Source organism: Kibdelosporangium philippinense (genome assembly GCF_021390435.2).
Classification (GTDB): domain Bacteria; phylum Actinomycetota; class Actinomycetes; order Mycobacteriales; family Pseudonocardiaceae; genus Kibdelosporangium; species Kibdelosporangium philippinense.
Map to the genome: position 1 here is coordinate 2,573,552 of NZ_JAJVCN010000001.1, position 18,769 is coordinate 2,592,320.

At 65.1% G+C, this 18,769-nt stretch carries 18 protein-coding genes and 1 pseudogene; 9 read left to right on the forward strand and 10 right to left on the reverse strand.

Translation table 11 applies throughout. The annotated features are described in order from the left end of the window. Positions 1-30: 30 nt before the first annotated feature. A complete protein-coding gene (locus LWC34_RS11825; RefSeq protein ID WP_233725098.1) occupies positions 31-558 on the forward strand; it encodes a hypothetical protein in 528 nt (175 codons plus the stop codon). On the opposite strand, the gene LWC34_RS11830 is transcribed toward LWC34_RS11825, so the two are convergent. From LWC34_RS11830 to LWC34_RS11840, 3 genes are read right to left on the reverse strand one after another with little or no spacing between them, the layout of a single operon-like run. After that, a complete protein-coding gene (locus LWC34_RS11830; protein WP_233725099.1) occupies positions 546-1,238 on the reverse strand; it encodes a DUF2306 domain-containing protein in 693 nt (230 codons plus the stop codon). The two genes, LWC34_RS11825 and LWC34_RS11830, sit on opposite strands and share 13 nt — an antisense overlap. 45 nt (positions 1,239-1,283) lie before the next feature. Next, positions 1,284-4,283 (reverse strand): AfsR/SARP family transcriptional regulator, encoded by a 3,000-nt coding sequence (locus LWC34_RS11835; protein ID WP_233725100.1) that lies wholly within the window; start codon positions 4,281-4,283, stop codon positions 1,284-1,286. Next, positions 4,283-4,624 carry a winged helix-turn-helix transcriptional regulator gene (locus LWC34_RS11840; protein WP_308200016.1) on the reverse strand — a complete coding sequence of 114 codons (342 nt, stop codon included), beginning with the start codon at positions 4,622-4,624 and terminating at the stop codon, positions 4,283-4,285. Before LWC34_RS11840 ends, LWC34_RS11835 begins: the two co-directional genes overlap by 1 nt. A gap of 83 nt (positions 4,625-4,707) precedes the next feature. On the opposite strand from LWC34_RS11840, the gene LWC34_RS11845 reads away from it, so the two are divergent. Beyond that, positions 4,708-4,983 carry an NAD(P)-binding domain-containing protein gene (locus LWC34_RS11845; RefSeq protein ID WP_233725101.1) on the forward strand — a complete coding sequence of 92 codons (276 nt, stop codon included), beginning with the start codon at positions 4,708-4,710 and terminating at the stop codon, positions 4,981-4,983. A 727-nt stretch (positions 4,984-5,710) separates the two neighbouring features. Here the strand turns inward: LWC34_RS11845 and LWC34_RS11855 are convergent. After that, positions 5,711-6,832, reverse strand: coding sequence for an IS701 family transposase (locus LWC34_RS11855; protein ID WP_233726418.1), 1,122 nt, complete (start codon positions 6,830-6,832; stop codon positions 5,711-5,713). A 187-nt stretch (positions 6,833-7,019) separates the two neighbouring features. On the opposite strand from LWC34_RS11855, the pseudogene LWC34_RS11860 reads away from it, so the two are divergent. Then, positions 7,020-7,421: pseudogene (locus tag LWC34_RS11860) on the forward strand (imine reductase family protein); the annotation flags it as partial. Between the two features lie 396 nt (positions 7,422-7,817). Further along, on the forward strand, positions 7,818-8,432 hold the full coding sequence (locus LWC34_RS11865) for an alpha-ketoglutarate-dependent dioxygenase AlkB (protein ID WP_233725103.1): 615 nt from the start codon (positions 7,818-7,820) through the stop codon (positions 8,430-8,432). Here LWC34_RS11865 and LWC34_RS11870 read toward each other — a convergent pair. Next, positions 8,398-9,252: a helix-turn-helix transcriptional regulator gene (locus LWC34_RS11870; RefSeq protein ID WP_233725104.1), complete on the reverse strand. Its 855-nt coding sequence runs from the start codon at positions 9,250-9,252 to the stop codon at positions 8,398-8,400. The genes LWC34_RS11865 and LWC34_RS11870 overlap by 35 nt on opposite strands. 103 nt (positions 9,253-9,355) lie before the next feature. Between LWC34_RS11870 and LWC34_RS11875 the strand changes: the two genes are divergently transcribed. Beyond that, positions 9,356-9,958, forward strand: coding sequence for an SDR family NAD(P)-dependent oxidoreductase (locus tag LWC34_RS11875; RefSeq protein ID WP_308200017.1), 603 nt, complete (start codon positions 9,356-9,358; stop codon positions 9,956-9,958). Further along, a complete protein-coding gene (locus LWC34_RS56800; RefSeq protein WP_308200018.1) occupies positions 9,924-10,115 on the forward strand; it encodes an SDR family oxidoreductase in 192 nt (63 codons plus the stop codon). The genes LWC34_RS11875 and LWC34_RS56800 overlap by 35 nt, the downstream gene beginning before the upstream one ends. 44 nt (positions 10,116-10,159) lie before the next feature. On the opposite strand, the gene LWC34_RS11880 is transcribed toward LWC34_RS56800, so the two are convergent. The 4 genes from LWC34_RS11880 to LWC34_RS11895 form a co-directional block, all read right to left on the reverse strand. Continuing rightward, on the reverse strand, positions 10,160-11,317 hold the full coding sequence (locus LWC34_RS11880; protein ID WP_233725105.1) for an MFS transporter: 1,158 nt from the start codon (positions 11,315-11,317) through the stop codon (positions 10,160-10,162). Then, on the reverse strand, positions 11,311-12,552 hold the full coding sequence (locus tag LWC34_RS11885; protein WP_233725106.1) for an aldehyde dehydrogenase family protein: 1,242 nt from the start codon (positions 12,550-12,552) through the stop codon (positions 11,311-11,313). Before LWC34_RS11885 ends, LWC34_RS11880 begins: the two co-directional genes overlap by 7 nt. Continuing rightward, the gene (locus LWC34_RS11890; protein WP_284051434.1) at positions 12,549-14,168 is read right to left on the reverse strand and encodes a hypothetical protein; all 1,620 of its coding nucleotides are present in this window, start codon (positions 14,166-14,168) and stop codon (positions 12,549-12,551) included. Before LWC34_RS11890 ends, LWC34_RS11885 begins: the two co-directional genes overlap by 4 nt. A 257-nt stretch (positions 14,169-14,425) precedes the next feature. Then, positions 14,426-15,229 (reverse strand): universal stress protein, encoded by an 804-nt coding sequence (locus tag LWC34_RS11895; RefSeq protein WP_233725108.1) that lies wholly within the window; start codon positions 15,227-15,229, stop codon positions 14,426-14,428. Between the two features lie 205 nt (positions 15,230-15,434). Between LWC34_RS11895 and LWC34_RS11900 the strand changes: the two genes are divergently transcribed. Then, positions 15,435-16,382: a tetratricopeptide repeat protein gene (locus tag LWC34_RS11900; RefSeq protein WP_233725109.1), complete on the forward strand. Its 948-nt coding sequence runs from the start codon at positions 15,435-15,437 to the stop codon at positions 16,380-16,382. Here the strand turns inward: LWC34_RS11900 and LWC34_RS11905 are convergent. Then, on the reverse strand, positions 16,377-17,108 hold the full coding sequence (locus tag LWC34_RS11905; protein WP_233725110.1) for a DUF3800 domain-containing protein: 732 nt from the start codon (positions 17,106-17,108) through the stop codon (positions 16,377-16,379). The two genes, LWC34_RS11900 and LWC34_RS11905, sit on opposite strands and share 6 nt — an antisense overlap. Positions 17,109-17,186: 78 nt before the next feature. On the opposite strand from LWC34_RS11905, the gene LWC34_RS11910 reads away from it, so the two are divergent. Both LWC34_RS11910 and LWC34_RS11915 read left to right on the forward strand, forming a co-directional pair. After that, positions 17,187-18,326 carry a sialidase family protein gene (locus tag LWC34_RS11910; protein WP_233725111.1) on the forward strand — a complete coding sequence of 380 codons (1,140 nt, stop codon included), beginning with the start codon at positions 17,187-17,189 and terminating at the stop codon, positions 18,324-18,326. A 64-nt stretch (positions 18,327-18,390) separates the two neighbouring features. Then, a complete protein-coding gene (locus LWC34_RS11915) occupies positions 18,391-18,762 on the forward strand; it encodes a hypothetical protein (protein WP_233725112.1) in 372 nt (123 codons plus the stop codon). Positions 18,763-18,769: the final 7 nt, after the last annotated feature.

An 18,769-nucleotide genomic window follows, 5' to 3' on the forward strand; every position in this document is an offset into this window, starting at 1 on the left:
GGGTAATCGGGTGGAGGAAGGGAGTATGCCGTGTCGGAGACGATTGTCCGCCAAGGCCCATCGAGTCCGGGGTCGACGGTGCTTGTGCTCGACCCGTCCGGCGCCGCCAGTCACGGCGAGTTGCCTGCCACCTGGCGTGAACTCGCCAACAGGTGGACGGTGGTCTGGTGCCGCCTGCCCGCCGATGACTCAGCGTGGCAACTGGCGGAATACATGCAAGACGTGCAAGGCCTCGTGGACATCGTCGCATCGGGGCCAGCGGCCGCGGCGGCGATGGCGCTTGGTGACAGGCATCACGAGGTGATCCGGTCGGTGCTGCTGGTTGACCCGGCGGCAGGCGAGACACCGGTGGATCCGGCGACGGCGAAAGTTGCCGATGAGCTGTGGCTGCGCCGGGAGGCCGAGCATGTCGACGCGTTGGCTGAACATGGCGTGCAGGTCCGGGTGATCGCCCACAGTTTCGAGGGCGATCGGGACCGGCGCGACCCGCCGTTGCCGCTCGGCCATCCGGACGTGGTGAAGGTATTGCGCGCGCAACTGGTGAGTCAGTCGGCTTGAGCGGCAACCGGGGTTCTCTTCCTGGCCTTTCGCTTTGCCACTTCGTCCCGCTGTAGCCACCATTCGGCGATCAACAATGGAATCACCCAGCCGAGCCATGTCGTCGAGCCCGCGATCGAATACGTCATCAGCTCGTCGTCACCGTGGAACGTGGTCTCCAGCTGTGGCAACAACCAGATCGTGAACACAACGCCCCAGATCCGATTGGTGATGATCGACATGGTCAGCGCGAAGCTCCGGATCATCCACTTCCGGTGATCGACGAACAGCCGCCGACGCGCCGCCCGATAGCCGTTGTACGTGAAGATCAGCCACAGTGGCGCCATAATCATGCTGCTGGCGAACGCGGCCGGGCCGAAGGGTGTGATCGCGGCGATCGCGAACGCGCTCACCCCGGCGGGCAGCACGCCGCCGAAAACGTAGATCCGCCCGGCGAGCCGGTGGACGTGCGGGTAGCGTGCCCGAAACCACGGCCACACCTGCAGCACGCACGTCAGCATCGCGATCGACGCGAAGATCACGTGCATCACCAGCAACGGGTAATGCCAGCTGAACTCCGGTTGCTGGACGCGGGCTTGCGCGCGGTCCCCGGTCAAATACGGCGGCAGCGAGAACGCGATGAAAGCGATGGCGACGAAGCCGAGGGGTACGACCCAAGGCCTCCTGAGCACATTTGTCATGGCTTGTTCCTCCCGGCCATGACACTGACGCAGCCCGCTTACCGGTCACGCACCAAGCGCTGACCGCCGCGCACCGACCAACGTGAGCGCCTCCTCCTGCGCCATGCCCGCACCCCGCGCGAAGGCCTCAGCGAACTCATCCCCGCTGGTCAACGCCTTGGCCTCGGCAGCGACTCGGGCGATCTCCGGATCACCGGCCAACGGCATCCCCTGGATCGCGGTCCCTGCCCCGAGCAGCAACGCGGCCAGCCAGCCGTCGCCTGAGCGCACAGCCAAACCCGCGAGCCCAGCCGCCGCCAAGGCCACGAACGGCAGCGCACGGTTGGCCATGGCGGCCGAGATAGCCTCGTCGTAACGGGACCGGGCAGCCGCGAAGTCGCCATTGAGTTCGTCCAGCCGGGCCAATGCGATCAACGCGCGTGCCCGATACTCCCGGATGCCGAACGGCCCGGCCGAGCACTTGGTCAAGGCGAGTTCCTGCAGCCTGCGAGCCTCGGCAAGATCACCCTGGAACCGGGCGATCTCGCCAAGCCCGGAATAAGCCCAGGCCAGGTGGTCGGGCGTGCCATTGCGGCGGGCCAGCGTCAACGCCTGCTCGAAATCGGCACGGGCGTCATCGAGCTCACCATGCCGGGCCAGATTCTCCGCGCGACGGCATAGCAGCGACGTCATGTCATCGATCGAGCCAAGCTGACTGACGACCTCCATGGCCTCGGTGACGGCATCGACGAACCCTTGCCGATCACCTCGGCCGCCTGCGATGTTCGCGATCGCGTCCAGCGCGAGCACGATACCGAACCGGTCGCCAAGCTCACGGAAACCGGCGAGCGCGCGATGCAGTTTCCCTTCGCCCGCACTGATTTCACCGTCGAAGATGTGCAGCAAAGCGGCACCGAGCGCGGCAAAGGACTCCGCCCAGAGATCCTGGTCGAGCAACGGGCGAACCGGTTCACCTTTGGGCGGCCCGGTCGCGGTGGCCCACAGGAACGCGCTGTGTGGACGCCTGAGCGGTCCACGCGGTGTGGTCATGAATTCTTCGGCGTGTTTGAGGTGGTCCTGCCATTCGGGCGCGCCAAGCTGTCCCCACGCGGCCTGCAGCACGCACGCCACGTACTCCTCATCCAGCTCTTCCGGCGGGTGCGTGCCGATCCGGCCGAGCAGTTCCATCGCCAACGGCGCGGCTTGACTACGTAGACCCCGCAGATACCAGTACAGCGAGAACGCGCCGAACATGCGCAACGCCAACGTTGTGTCGTTGGCGACCGCCCATCGCAGCGCTGCTTGGAGGTTTCCGTTGTCCGCGTCCAGCCGGTTCAGCCATTCGAGCTGCTCGGCACGGCGCAGATGCGTGTTCGCGGTCTCCGCCAGGTCGTAGAAGTACTTGGCGTGCAAGGCGTCCCGTGAATCTGTGCGGTGTTCGGCACAGAACGCACGGATGGTTTCCAGCATCCGGTAGCGGCCGCCTGCGTTCTCCACCAACGACTTGTCCACCAAGCCCGCCAACAGTTCCGCGGTCTCAGGCACCTGGCAGACCTGCTCGGCGGCCGACAACGTCGCGCCGCCCGTGAACACCGTCAACCGTGTCGCAAGCAATTGCTCGTTTGGTTCAAGCAGATCCCAGCTCCACTCGACCGCGGCTCTGAGGGTGCGGTGCCGGGGCGCCGCGGTGCGATCTCCCCGGGACAGCAAGGAGAATCGGTCGTTCAAACGGTCCGCGATGTCGTCGAGCGCCATCGCACGGAGCCTCGCCGCGGCCAGTTCGATCGCCAGCGGCATCCCATCAAGCGAAGTGCAGATCTGCTCGACGGTTTCGGCGTTCTCTTCAGTGATCCGGAAGTCGGGGGAGACGGCCGCGGCCCGATCGGCGAACAACCTCATCGCAACGTTCGCGGGCAAGGTCGGCAGTGGGCACAGGTGCTCGCCCGTGATGCCGAGCGCTTCCCGGCTTGTGGCCAGGATTCTGAGGTCTGGGCACGCGTTGAGCAACCGGTGGGTGATCGTGGCAGCATCGGCGATCACGTGCTCGCAGTTGTCCATGATCAGCAGGATGTGCCGGTTTTCGAACGCGGCAATGACCCGGTTGACCGGATCCTGGCCGGAGGACGTGAACAATCCTGCGTCCCGCACGCCCGTGGCCGCCAGGATGGCTTGCGGGATATCGGTTCCGTGCGTTGTGAGGTCGACGAAACACGTCTCTCTGGTTTGCTGTGCCGCGATTTCGATGGCCAGCCGGGTCTTGCCCGCGCCACCCGGTCCGGTGATGGTGACCAGCCTGGCGGCGCTGAGCAGACCAGCGATCCGGCTCAGTTCGGTTGTCCGGCCGACGAAACTGGTCAACTGCGCGGGCACGTTCGCGCTCGGCCGGTGTTCGCCTTTCAGCACTGCCAAATGGATCGCGGACAATTCGGCGGACGGGTCGGCACCCAGTTCTTCGGCGAGCGTGCGGCGCGTGTTCTCGAATTCGGTGAGCGCTTCGGCCTGACGCCCTGCGGCGTGCAACGCGAGCATCAACTGGCCACGCAGGCGTTCCCGCAACGGGTTTCGCTCGATAACGGCTCTGATTTCGGGGATTACCGCATTGTGCTCGCCGAGTTTCAGCTGGGCGTCGAAGAGGTCTTCAGTCGTGGCCAGCTTGAGCTCTTCCAGCCGTGCGGCCGCCGCTTCGTTCGCGGTCACGGGCCCGCGCCACAGGTTCAGCGCTTCCCTTAGCGTCGCGGGGTCTTTGGTGGCCGCGCCTTCTTTGGCCAGGCGCTCGAATTGGTGCACGTCAACGTATTGCGGGTCGACCGCGATCCGGTACCCGCCAGGATGGAATTCGATGGGAAAGCTGCGCCTCAATCTGGAAACCTGCGACTGCAACGCGCTCGTCGCCCCGCTTGGCGGTTCGTCGCCGTACAGTCCGCCAAGCAAACGCTCGACCGTCACCACGCGCCCAGCGTCAAGCAGGAGCAATGCGAGCAGCGCCCGCTGCCTCGGCCCGCCGACCGGGAGGGATTCTCCTTGTGCTGTAAAGGCTTCGACGGCCCCCAGGATGCCGAACCGCACTAGTCGCCCCGACCCAGCGACTCGATCGTGGCCATGTTCTGCTCGCCCCACTCGCCGAGCGGGATCATCGCCTTGATCAGCGACTGGCCCAAATCGGTCAGCGAGTACTCGACCCTGGGCGGAACCTGGTGGTACAGCTCGCGATGGACCAGCCCGCACGCCTCGAGTTCACGCAACTGCAGGATGAGCACGCGTTCGGACATGTCGTCGACCTGGCGGCGCAGCTGGCCGAACCGTTGTGGCCCATCGGTCAGCTCCCAGAGGATCAGCGCCTTCCACTTGCCGCCCATCACATCGAGCGCCGCGTCCAGCCCGCACGTGTACGTGCGCCGTTTGAGCACCCGGACCCCCTTACAAAAATGTCAGTACCCGGCAAAATTGTAGGTACTTGATGGAATGTCTGTAAAGCGGTGAAGATCGACGCATGGAGCCAGTCACTGTTATCGGCCTTGGCTTGATGGGCAAGGCATTGGCCGAAGCGTTCCGCGAAGCAGGCCACCCGACAACGGCATGGAATCGCACCGCGGGCAAAGCTGTATATCAAGTCGCGTCCGTTTCCGAAGCCGTTTCAGCAAGCCAGCTCGTGATCGCCTGTCTGACCACGTACGAAGCAACCATGTCCGCGCTGGCACCAGCTGACCTGTCCGGTCGCACACTGATCACCTTGAACACAGGAGACCCAGCCGGGCAATGCCACTGACTTAAGCATTCTGGCTGGTGACAAGCGGCGCAGGGTCGATTGACGGTGGCATTGATGTCCATAATGGACGATTGATCGTCACATTAGTCTCACTTACCCCGCGCGTTACTCCTGTTACCCCGGCTGGTGCCGTGAAGGCCACCTTCGCGGCATCCAACGCACCACAAGTTCCCCTCACGGACCATGGCGGGCCTGAATGAGGGCCACTGTGGACAGTCTCGTCCATCGGTGGCGCGGGTACGCCTTGCTTGCGGGCCGGGCCACTCGCGTTTCGCACCTCTAAAGATCAACCTCGCGCCGACGCCTGCAGGCCACCTCTGAAGTGCGAGGACTCTCTTAAGTCAGTGGCATTGACCCAGCCGGAGCCCGCGAAATGGCCGCCTGGGCGAAAGAGCGTGGAGCCTTGTTCCTTGACGGAGCCGTGAAAAATGTCCCATCTGCCGTCGGCGCCCCAGAAACATTGTTGTACTACAGCGGTCCACGAGAGATCTTCGACCAATATCTCCCGGTATTGCGAGTTCTCGGCGGCGACACGGTCTATCTAGTACGACAGCAGCACAGTGTTATGCTTGTTGATATTTGCGGTGTTGTCGCTGGTAGTGGCTGTGACGGGCGCGGGTTTGGTGGCGTCGGCGCCAGGTAGACCAGTGCTGGATGTGTGCTCGGGGATGTACTGGACGGGTGAGGGTGGCCCAGAGTCGTCGGATTTCGTTGCAGGATAACGGGATCAGCCGATCAGGATCGGTTCTGGCGCCCCCTTTTCCGGCGCCGGATGGGGCGGTGGTGGGGTGCGGATGCGTTCAGCGTGGGCGGTCACGGCCAGGAACGCCGCGGCGAGCATGGCCAGGGTGATGTGCCGGTACCACGCGATGTACTTGCGGACTTGATAATGGTCCAGCCCGGTCTCGTTCTTGGCGAACTGGAACGTTTCCTCCACCGCCCAACGGGATCCGGCCACGCGCACCAGTTCCGCGAGTGGCACCGGACCGGCGGTGTGGCAGACGTAGTAGGCCAGATCGGTCGGATCGCTGATCGAGCGACGCACCAGCAGCTGATGCCGCTCGCCGGGACCGGGATCGATCAGCAGCCAGTCATACAAGCGGTGGCCCTTGCTGCCCCGCCCGGCCGAGAGCCGCTGCCAGCCCCGCGCCGGTGCCCGGCCGGCCAGCACGTCCGCGCGCGCCGGCCCGGTCGGCGTGGTCACCTGGTAATCGCAGGACACCGCCAGCACGTAGTTCACCGCCTGCTCGGCCAGCCAGTCGCGCAGGGCCGGGTTGTCGCCGTAGAGCTCGTCCGCGGTGAACCAGCCCACCGTGACCCCGGCCTCCAGCAGCCGGGCGAGCATCCGGCGGGCCAGCTCGGGTTTGGTCGCGAACTCGACCTCGTCGCCGATCCCGGCCTCGCGACAGCGATCCCGGTCGGCACACCAGGACTTCTGCGGCAGGTAGAGCTCCCGGTCGATCAACGCCCGGCCATGCCGGGAGACATAGGTCAGAAACACGCCGACCTGACAGTTGTCGATCTTGCCCGAGGTGCCGGTGTACTGGCGTTGCACACCCGCGGATTTGGTGCCCTTCTTGATGAATCCGGTCTCGTCGCCGACGAACACCCCACTCGGGTCATCCAGATGCGCCAGCACGTAGCCACGCACATCGTCGCGCACCGCCTCGGCGTCCCAGCGGTAGAAGTTCAGCAGGCGCTGCATGCCGTCCGGGCTGCTGTCCCCGGCGAGCTCCGCCAACGACCAGGAGTTCTTGCGCTCCACACCAGACAGCAGCCCGAGTAGGTACTTCTGAGCACGGGCACGCGAATCGGCCTGCGCGAACCGGCCAGCTACCAGCGCGAACATGTCATCAAACCCGGCCCGCCAGCGGGCGAAACCCTCGTCTACTACAGTCTCTGACGCGGCCACCGCGTCTTCCTCGAGTCCAATCACACCTCGAAGTTGATCACGCGGTGGCCGCACCCATGATCACGACCCCACACCAAGATCACACTGTGCTGCTGTCGTACTAGGCTCAGCCCCAGATCTCGCGGCGTTGTACGAACAAGCGGTCGGCGGAACACTCTTGCCCACCTTGCTCGGCTTCCTCCACGGCGCCGCGATGATCACCGCCCGCGATCTGCCCGCGGAAACCATGGTCCGCTTCACCCAGAACTGGCTAGCAATGATCGCCGCCCAACTACCCAGACTGGCGGCAGAGATCGACGCAGGCGACTGCACCAACCCAACATCCACAATAGCCTTGTTCGAAGCAGGAATCCCCCAAGAATTGGCCATTGCCAAGGAATCCGGCCTAGACCCATCCTGGCAGCACGGAATGCACGCAGTAGTACAACGCGCAGTGGACCTCGGCCACCGAGACCACAGCATGTCAGCATTAATAGAACCACTCCGGCAGGTAGCACACCCGCGTGTCCACCATTCCTTGTGGTGAGTTGAACGCGCGAGCGGCGCGCGACGGCGAACAGCAGTGCTGGTAGCGAGTCGAGCAGTTTGACTCACCATGAAGGAATGGTGGACACGCGCCAGGGCGGTGAAATGAAAGACGCCCCCGAGACAAGAGCCCCGCAAGCGCAAAGAAACACGGCTGGAAAAAGACCCGACCGCAAGCAACGGCCAAAACACCGGCAAGCAACGGTCAACAAGGCATGCCGGAAAGGTCAACACCCCCTTCAGGAACGGTGGACACGGTCGCAAGGAACGGTGGACACACCCTGCTGGAACGGTGGACACGGCCTGCGGGACCCTGGACACGCGCCAGCCCTCCTGCTCCCCACCTCCCCGCCACTTCGCTCGAACGAGTGTTCGAAATGGGTGTAGTGTTGAGGGCGTGCAGGGATCACTCTTCGACACAGCGGGCGCGGTGGGCCTGCGTCCGCTGGATGCGGTCCGGCGTACGACGCTGACCGATGGCGCGTGGGTCGATGTCCTGCCCGGCTGGCTGACTGGAGCGGAGGACCTGTTCACCCTGCTGGCCGCGGACGTCCCTTGGTATGCCGAGCGCCGCCAGATGTATGACCGCGTCGTCGCTGTGCCACGGTTGTTGTGCTTCTACGCCGAACGAGACTCCTTACCCCATCCGGTTCTGGACGAAGCCCGATCTGCCCTGACCGCGCATTACTTACCTGAGTTGCGTGAGCCATTCCGGACTGCGGGCCTCTGTTACTACCGCGACGGCCGGGACAGCGTCGCGTGGCATGGCGACCGCATTGGCAGGGGCGCGACCGAAGACACGATGGTCGCGATCTTGTCGGTCGGTGATGCGCGTGGGCTGTGGCTGCGGCCGCGGGGTGGTGGCGAGGCCGTGAAGTTCTCGGTTGGCCACGGCGACTTACTCGTGATGGGCGGTTCCTGCCAACGAACGTGGGAGCACGCCGTACCGAAGACGAACCGCGCCGTCGGACCTCGGATCAGTATCCAGTTTCGCCCGGCTGGGGTTCGGTAGTGCGCTTGACGATGGACAGGAACGTCAGTAACTCGGCGTCCTTTCTGCCCGGAGTCGTGGTGAAGATGACCAGGTTCTGCCTGTGGCTCGGCGATATGAGGATCTGACAGTCCAAGGTGATCAGGCCGACGACCGGATGCAGGATGCGTTTCCTGATGTCGGTGCGGACGGCGACCTCGTGCTCCTGCCACAGCCTCGTGAACTCGGGGCTGCGGCGTTGGAGTTCGGCGACGAGCTCGGCTGGCTTCGGGCTGCTTTCATCGCGGCTGTAGGCGGCCCGCAGGTGCGCGGTATAGCTGCGGGAGTGCGTTTCGTGGTCATCTGCGGGGAAGCGGTGTCGTTCTTCGGGGTCGGTGAACCAGCGGTAGATCTGGCTGCGCCGCAGGCCGGTGTGTCCGGTTTGGACGCCGAGCAGCTCTTCGGCGAGTGGATTCTGCTTGAGCGTGACCCCGAGGTCGCTGACGATCTGGGCGGGCGTGTCCAGACGCTCGAGCACGCGTAGCAAGGAGGGGTCCGCATGGTCGCCGTGGGCAGCGCGCGGCGGCGGCTGGTGACCGGCCAGCCGGTACAGGTGATCGAGTTCGTCCTCGGTCAGCCGCAACGCCAGCCCCAAGGCCGCGACCGTAGTCTCGGAGGGACGCGACCCTCGGCGTTGTTCCAGCCGTGTGTAAAAGTCAGTCGAGATATGCGCGAGCCCAGCGACCTCGTCGCGCCGCAGGCCTTCGGTGCGTCGGCGCGCGGACGCGGCGAACCCGAAATTCACCGGCTTCAGCGCCTCACGGCGTCGCCGGAGAAAGTCCGCAAGACCGTCCCGATCCATGCCGGAAACGCTACGCCGCCGCCCGCGAGTGATCCACGGACAGCTTGTCCCTGGACAAGCTGGCTGATTGTCCCGATCGTGGACGGCATTGACGATTTCCGCCGTGACTACTTCTCCCAAGATCGCGCTGATCACCGGCGGCAACCGCGGTATCGGCCGGGCAACGGCTTTGGAAGTCGCCCGCAGGGGCTTCGACGTGATCGTCACCTATCGAACACACGCTTCGGAGGCCGACGAGGTCGTCGCTTCGATCACCTCGCTCGGGTGTACGGCCGCAGCCCTCCCGCTCGACATGGGCGGCGCCTTCGATGAATTCGCGATCGTTTTGGCCGACACCCTGCGCTCGACCTGGGGACGCGACACCTTCGACTTCCTGATCAACAACGCGGGCACGCAACGGCCAGGCTCGTTCGCCGACGCGACCGAGAAAGACTTCGACTTCCTGGTCGACGTGGCGTTCAAAGGAGTGTTCTTCCTGACGCAGAAACTCGTGCCGCTGATGGCCGACAACGGCGCCATCATCAACATTTCCAGCGGAATGACCCGTTTCTACGTTCCGCAGCGGGTCGTCTACTCGGCCGTGAAAGGCGCGGTCGAGGTCCTGACCCGCTTACCTCGCACAGGAGCTCGGTCCACGCGGCATTCGCGTCAACACCATTGCTCCTGGCGCAGTGGCCACCGACTTCAGTGGCGGCTTGCTGCGTGACAACCCACAAGTCCAGGAAGCCGTGGTGTCGGTGACAGCCATGGGCCGCTTCGCCGAGCCGGACGACATCAGCGGCGCGATCGCGGCACTGCTCGACGACAGCAACCGATGGGTGACCGGCCAGCGCATCGAGGTCTCCGGCGGAGTCCACCTCTGAACGGGAAACTGTCGTGACCACGCTCGCCTCCTTCATCACCCTGGTCACCGAGGGCGCACCTGCATGGCGCCCAGACCGGGGCGGATCGGCAACCGAGCGGACAGCAGGAACATCGCGGCCATTCCGGCGAGGGCGAGCATGATCCCGTCGGGGGAGAGCCAGTGGATCGCCGCGCCCGTCAGCGGCGGGCCGACCAGACTGCCTACGCCCCACAGGGTCGTGGCTCCGGCGTTCGCGGTGATGAGGTCGGCGCCTCGGAAATGGTCGCCGATCCGGACGAGACCGAGCGTGTACACGCCTCCGGCTGCGCCGCCAAGCAACACCAGTGCGGGCCACACCAGCGTGGAATCGCCTATCAGTGATGGCATGGCGAGCGCGAGGACCAGGACGAGGACGCCGCATGCCATGTGCAGCCGTGCGCGGTCGGTGCGGTCGGCCCACCAGCCCAGTGGTATCTGTAGTACTGCGTCCCCGGTGAACACCGCGGCCACCATCAGGACCGCGACCGTCTCCCGGTGACCGTTCGCCATGCCGTACAGCGGGAGCAGGGCGAGCACGACGGCGTCGAGAAAGGAGAACATCAGCACGGCCAGCACGATCACCGGCGCCGAGCGGGCGAAGCCGAGTAGTCCGAACGACTTCGTTTCCGGGTTGGCGTCGACCTCGCAGCGCGACAGCGCCAGCAGTGCCGCGCCGGGCAGGTGGACCAGCACGACCACCAGCAGCGACTGCGGCCCGGCCGAGCCGAGTGCGGCCAGCAGGCCCGGTCCCGAGACCTGGCAGAGCGTGAAGACCGCGGTGTACAGAGCGATCCACCGGCCACGGGTCGCATCTGAGGACACCGCGCTGATCCACGTCTCACCGAGAGCGAGCAGTAGACCGGACGCCACACCAACGGTGAAGCGCAGCGCCAGCCACACTGGCATCCAGTCCGTCACCGTGAGCAGACCGATGCTCGCTGCTGACCCGGCGACGCCAATCAGCAGCAGCGTTTTCACGGGCCAGCGGGCGGCGAGCCAGCCCGTGCACAGTGCTGCGATGAGGATGCCGAGTGCGGGCATGGAGGCGGCCACGCTGATCAGCGCGGTTGACGCACCGGTTGCGCTGAGTCGTAGTGACACTAGTGGGATGGTGAGGCCGGTGACGAGGCCCACCACGACCGTGCTGATCGCGGCGATGGGCTCCCAGCGTCGACCTAGCATGCGCCCTCAAGGTGGGGTGCGACCAGGTGCCGGTGGATGTCGCGTTGCGGCAGGGTTGCCCCGAGCACGCGCTCGCCGTTCGTGTACAGGCAGGACGCGGCGGGGCCTTGGCCGCCGTACGGTAGGTAGCCCTTCTCCGTGAGGTGTAGGTCGGTGTCGCGGAGCACGGAATCTGGTTCGTGCAGTGGTGTGTCTACTAAGGACTTGATGTATGGGCTGTCGCCGAATAGTGAGATGTACATGGCGTTCTGGCGGTAGCGTTCGTCGGTGAAGTAGTCCTTGAGCGCGTCGTCGGACTCGTAGGGCTGTATGTAGAACACTGGGGCGAAGAACTCCTCGTAGTTGCCGCCCTTGGTGAGGTCACGCTCGAATACCGTTGGATGGATCATGCCGGTCACCGGATTGGTTTCGCCGCCATAGACGAAGTGCTCGCGCTCGTCACGGAACACGCGGGCGATCTTGGCGGCGTGGTCGGGGTCGCTGTTCGGACCGACGATGTTCGCTGGGTCTGAGTACGGTCCGACGCGCGGCGCTAGCTCGTCCAGCGCGCGGATCAGTGCTGCGCGGAAGACGTCGATCCTGCTGCGGTGCACCAGGATCGCGTTCGGCGCGGCGCAGTCCTGGCCTTGGTTGTACAGCACGACCCGCAAGGCGCTGTCCACTGCTCGGTCCAGGTCGGCATTCTCCGTGACTACCAATGGGTTGTGGCCAGCGCCGTTGAGGATGAACAACGTCTTCTTCAGAAACGCCCGTCGTACTTTCACCGCGTTCTCCGGGGTGCCGGTGAACACCACGGCGTCGGTACGGCGCGCTCGCGCGACCAGGTACTCTTCCTTGTCCTGATAGGACACCGTCAGGTTGGGGAAGAAGCTCGGCAGGTCCAGAATCTCCGCCAGCTTACGGTAATGCGGGTGCATCACGGTCGGTGGGCGCATCGCGGTGTCCTCGGCCATCAGGGATGGTACGACGCCGAAGCACACTGAGGCGTACAACGGTTGGTTGAGCGGGAGGAACGTGGTCACTCCGTGCACTTTGGCCTGGAAGTACTCCTGGTTCAGGTGCAGGTTGGTGAGCAGTTCGACGGATCGCTCGATCTCGTCGAGCGCCACGTTCGCGCACTGGTACTCCGACAAGCTTTTGACGATCAGGCCATGGTTCTCGGCTAAGGTGTCGGCGAACGCCTGCGCGCGCTGCCGCACTTCGGCGAAATCGATGGGGGCCAAACTCTTGGTCACGAATGTCCACTTTCGACTGAGGCGGCAATTGCGATGGCAGGCAGGGTTGCCCTGAGCAGACCTGCCGCGCGCCTGGCGCCGGTGATCCGTAGCCAGGTCACCAGGCGTGGACCGTGCGGACGGCCGAGCAGGGCAAGGTAGAACTTCCGATACGCGGCACGGTGGTCGGGCACGCCGTCGAGGACCGTGGCCAACGCCTTGGCAGGATCGCTGGGTTCGGCGTCCAGCGCGTCGGCGAGCCGATACAGCAGGGCGGAATCTCCTGGCTCACACGTCCGCGCCCGCGCCCGGCGAGTCTCGTGGAAAGCCCACACTTTCGCCACCAGCACCGGATCGACGTCGTGGAAGTATCGGCGCACGAACGTCGACGCATCGGCTGCGTCAACGGGGGCGCAGGCGTCCAGGATGCGCGCGAGGGTGCCGAATCGCGGCCCGGTCACCTGTGTGGGTGCGTTGACTCGGCGCAGTCGCAGCCGGGCGCCCCCGCCGCGGTGCGGGTCGGCGGCCCGGCGAGTTTCGTGGTGCACGGCGTCGTTGATGGCCGGCGTCATGGCTGGGCCGAATCGGCGGAGGCGGTGCGGTTGCCGGTAGAGCAGCAGCCGCAAGCTTTCCGGGGTGAGCAGCCTGCGCACGTCCGCCAGGGAAAAGCCGTTGCCGATCGACTTGGAGATCTTGCGGCCGCGTTCGTCGACGAACAGGCCGTAACTGAACAGCACCGGGGGTACGCGGTCCAGCCGGTGGAAGACCGAGCGGACGACGTTGGCGGAGCCGGTCAGGTCCTCGCCGTGCATCTCGTAGGCGGTGTCCCGGCTCAGCAGCCGAAGCGACCAGTCCGCCTTCCACTGCAGTTTGCACGCGCCGCCAAGCGCGGACACCGTGATCGGCTCGCCGATCGGATCGTGCGGGTACACCTCGTGTGGCTCCGCCCCGTACTCCATACCGGGGCGCTGGATCACGACGTCTTCGGGGATCTCATAGGTGATCGTGCCCGCCGCCGGATCGACGTCGAGCACACGGGTGTGCTCGAGCACCTGTCCGGTGTTCGCCGAGATCGGCATGAACACGCTGTAGGAGGCGCGGCGGACCGGACTGACCGAACGTCCGATCAACTCGTTGAGCCCAGGCAGGTCAGCAAGGAACTCGCGAATGGTGCGGTCGTACTCACCCGCGAGGTAGGCGGCCGAACTGCGCACCAGCTCGTATTCGACATCCATCGCGTCGAGCGCGTTTCGCAGGCGGTCGATCATCCCGTCGGACAGGCTCGCCGCCCGGCCAAACGGGTCCGGCACGCGGAATAACGGAATGCCGAGATGGGCCGCCAGCATATCTGTTTCGGGAAATCCGCCTGGAATTGCTCGCATGGCATCCATGTCGTCGGCGACGACAACCAGCCTCGTCGGTCGACCGGTGAGCTCCTCGAACGCCCGGCATACGAAGGAGGTACGGATGACCTCGCATAACGTGCCGATATGCGGTATTCCTGACGGGCCGAAACCGGCACCGAAGATGACGGTCCCGTTGGTCGAGCCGATCTGTTTAAGTCGGTGCATAATCTTTCTGGACTCGCGAACGCACCAGTCGCGCGGCTGAGCATCCTGAACGAGGGCATGCGGCATCGAAGCGGCTCACAAAGAGAGTCGGTTGAGGAGTTCAGAAAAAGGTCAGTGCGATTCACATGGGACGGTTTTCGGCGCACCGGTCTTCCGGCGCGAGCGAAATCTTCTCGCGCCATTGACGATCACGTCCACGCATCTGGTCCTATCGCTAGCATTCCGACAGGACCGCGGTTATCACTTCTCCAGAACGGGCGGACCGTCCACATAGGAGTGGCGGCCCGAAGGCCGCCACGGATCACACCAGGAAACTGATGAACTCAGGGCCGGACAACCAGCACCGGACACGGCGAAAGGTGCAGCGCCGTCCGGGTGATCGGGGACAACCGGCCGGGCTGGCTCCCGGGGCCGACAACCAGCAGATCGCTTCGCGTGCAAGTCTCGACAGCCTCATGCGGCCTGCTCCGCACGAGATGCAGACTCGGGGTCAACGTCGGGGCGAGCTTCGCGACCAACCGCCGAGCTCGGTCGAGAACCTCGTTCGGCTTGCCTGCCTCCACTGCCCGCGGGCCGGGCAGCGGCCAGGCGTGCACGATTCGCAAGCCGTCGCGGTAGCGGGTCGCTATCTCCGTCGCGCGACGGATTATTGCCTCATCGTGTTGGCCACCGATCGCCGCTGTCACCCATCCGTGTTCGGCGCGGACGGCTCGTGGCTCTCCGCGTACGACGACTGTGTCGCACTGGCTTCGGCTCACCACAGGGAGGACGAGATGGCCGATGCCCAGATTGTGGTGACCATGCCCGTGATGGCCGAGCACCAGAAGATCTGTGTCCGCGCTCGCGGTCAGCAGGGTGTGTTCGGGGGTTTCGTCTGAGGTGGTCACCGACGCGTGTAGCCATCGGTATACATCGAGCCTACGGGCGATTGCATGGTCATCGCTGGTTTTCGCCGAATAGACCTTGAGTCCGGCGTTGACAAGCCAGGCGTGCCGCAGCGCCCACTCCAGCGCGGCATCACCCCAAGTCGAGCCGTCTGTGCCGATCGTGACACGGGGGCGGTGCCGTGCGGACGATTGCTGCGCCGGTACGGCTACCGCGGGCGTCGCCGCCGAAGTAGCTGTCATCGAGCCTCCCGGAAATGGCCACTGGAATGGCCCCAGAATTGACCGGGGTCCACGGTAGTCCTGTCGGAATGCTAGCGATAGGGCCAGATGCGTGTCTGCCTGTACCGGTTAACCGTCCAACATGGACCTTTCCGGGAGATTGCCGTTCGTTTACGTTCGCCGCACAGTGGCAACTCGATATGGGGACCAACCCTCAGGAGGTGCCATGTATCGACGCCGTCCAACGGGTGCACCTGCGCGAATCGGGATCGCGGACGTCGAGAGCGTTGAACGGACAGTCCGGGATCTCCGGGCGCTGGACTACCAGTACGGCGGTGGCAGCTGCCACCGTGCGGTACTCACGCGCCTGCCGATGGCGCAGGCGTTGCTCGCGGCAACAGTACCCGTTCGGTTGACGCGCAGAGTCGACGCGGCGGTGGCGGACATGCACAACCTGGCTGGATGGACGCTGTTCGACAACGGGTCGATCACCGAGGCGCTGCACCACTTCGGCGTCGCGTTGGACTTGGCAACGCGCGCGGGCAACCGGGCCATGGCTGCCAACATCCGTTACCGCAGGGGCCGCGTCCACCTGCACTACAACTCGGCCGGGCAGGCGCTGGCGGAGTTCGAGCGCGGCCGGATCGAGGCGCACGCGGCCAACAGCCCGCTGGCCGCGGCGATCTTGTCGGCCAACCAAGCGTGGGCGTACGCCAAACTCGGCCGGGCAGAGGAGGCGATCGCGGCGCTGGCGACGATGCGCAACGAGTTCGAGGCGGCGGATCGCGCCGAGGTCCCCAGTTGGGCGGCGTTCTTCACGGAGACCGAGCTGTCGGCGATGAGCGGCTCCGTCCACACCGATCTCGCCCGGTTCGTGGACTCCCGGCACGCGAAGCGCGCGGTGCCGGAGTTGGAGACGGCGATCGGCTCATACGGCGATGGGATGGCCCGCAGTCGCGCGTTCTGCCTGATCTCGTTGGCGGTCAACCGGCTGCTGCTGCAGGACGTCGACGTGGCGGTGGACATCGGCCGTGACGCGCTCGTGCACGGTCGTACGGTCAAGTCGTCACGACTGCGGGATCGCTTGCGCCCCTTGGAGAACGAGGCACGGAAGTGGTGCGGCGCGGACGAGCTGACTGAGGAGATCCGGACCATGCTGCCCGCGGCGTCATAGCGGGTTCCGCCAGATCGACAACGGATCCACGTATGGCCGCAGAGCGTCCACGAGCTCGGCGTCGCCGCGCCCATTGAGGACGTCGGACGCGATGCGGCGCGCCACGCCCGCGAGGAAATCGGCGATTTGCACGCGCGCGTCGTCGCGGGAATCGACGAACGTCATGTCAGCGAGCCGATCGCCGAGGGTCAGTTTGATCAGCGCGATCCGGTCTGGGGTCAGCAAATTCTGCCTGTCGTGCACGATTGCGACGGGTTTGTCCGCGCCCCACAGGTCGACCGCGCGCACGATCGCGGGGACGTGCAAGTCCAGGTGCTCGCGGTGTTCGGCCCGCAGAGCATCGTTGTACGCGGACAGCGCCGCGTGGCCCGAGTGATAGATCGTATCCGCGTTCTTGGTCGGCTCAAGCAGTTCGACGACCTTGTGCGCGAGGAAGAAAGCTTTCTCCGTGAGGTGGACGGCGGCGTGGCCGAGGATCGGGCCGTCCGCACTGAGCAACCAGAGCAGGACCGCGCGGTGTTTTTCGCGGAGCAGATGGTTTGCTTTGTACTCAAGCGCGGGCGAGCGTATTCGTTCCCGTAACCGCAGAATGCACTCCTGCGCCGACGACATCGGCAGCAGCACGCTGGCGTGCGCGAACACGTCGGTTATCGCGTCAATGAGATTGCTGCCTTCCGAGCCCGACTCATCGCACGCGACCTCGACGAATAACCCGTTCGTGCGCATAGTGAGTCAGCATTGGATGCGGAGTGGAGAAGTGCAAGCTAGTATTCCGTCGTTACCTTGAGTAATCGGAGGAATGCTGTGCGGAGTGTGCTGGTTGCCCTGATCGCGATGCTCCTGACAGCACTTCCGGTCGCCGCCGCACCGCAAAGACAGGTCTTGTACGACGGCGGCAGTCACTATCCGCGCGTGATCCGGTTGGACAATGGCCGAATTCTCGCCAGCATCACCACGAATGACGGCTCACAGGGGATGGGCGTCATCATGGCGAGCGAGAACGACGGCAAAACCTTCCGGCAGATCGCCACCATTCGTGACCCAGCGTCTGTCGACGGCGCCGGGATTTGCTGCTCGACATTGTTCGAGTTGCCAGCGCCGGTCGGCGCCATGCCCAAAGGCACAGTGTTGTGGGCGAACACCACCGGCTACACGGCGCCATTGGCAACCAAGAAAACCAGGCAACGGATGTGGGCCAGCACGGACCGCGGCAACACCTGGAAGTTCATGTCCGACATCGCGGTCGCGTCCAATGAGCACAATGCTTGGGAGCCAAGCCTTTCCGTCGCTGCCGACGGCAGCCTCGTCGCCTTCTACTCCGACGAGACCGACAAGGCGAAGCACGACCAGAAGCTTGTCCAGGTCAGGACGGTCGACGGTCTGCAGTGGACGGACTACAAGGAGACCGTGGTCAGCGACGCGTGGAACGTGCGTCCAGGCATGATCAATTCGATCAAGCTGCCAGGCGGCGGCTACTTCATGACCTACGAGGTCTGCAACAACGACAAGGTCCACCTGTGCAGCGCCTACTTCCGCAAGTCGGCGGACGGCTGGGACTACGGAGACCCCCGCGCCCTCGGCACGCTGGTGAAAACGGCGGACGGTAAACAAGGACGGCACACCCCAGTGCCCGCGTGGAGCCCCGGCCCTGGCCCGAACGGCACGATCCTGCTGATCACCGAGATGCTCGTGCACAACGGAGGCAAGATCGCCGAGGGCAACGGCGGCACAATCCTGGCGAACGACAATCTCGGCGACGGCCCGTGGTACGAGATGGCAGCGCCGATCCACGTCGCCGGAGTCGACAACGAAGGCTGCCGGAACTTCAGCCCCGGCCTGCTGCCGTCGACGGACGGGAAGTCGGTTCTTGAGGTGACCACCGACTTCGACCAGGCGATTTGCAAGACGTTCTATGCGACGGGACCGCTCGTGAAGAAGAGTTGAACCTCGCTCACCCGGGCTACGTATGAGCTGTGAAGGACGGGACAGCCCGGGGAGGCGGAGCAGGATGGCGCAGCGACTGAACCCAGCCGCTCGGGACGCGGCGGTCAGCCGGGTCACCATGATCACCGCGGGCGTCGTAGCGCTCGGGCTCGCAGGGACCGTGGGACTCGGGTTCCGGATCTCCGAGCAGGTGAAAGCGCAGGAGGCGGCAGAGGCCGCGGCACAGGCGGTGGAAGAAGCCGCCGAAGAGCAGCCGTTGCCACAGGACCAGGTACCCCAAGCCCAGGTCCCGCCAACGCAGCAGCAGGATGAGGGCTACGGAACGCCGACGACGCAGAAGCCGACCGCCGTGAAGCCCACGACGCAGAAGCCCGCACCGGCGCCGAAACCCAAGCCGACCACGAAGCCACCAGCGACTTCATCAGGTGGATCGTGAGGACCGG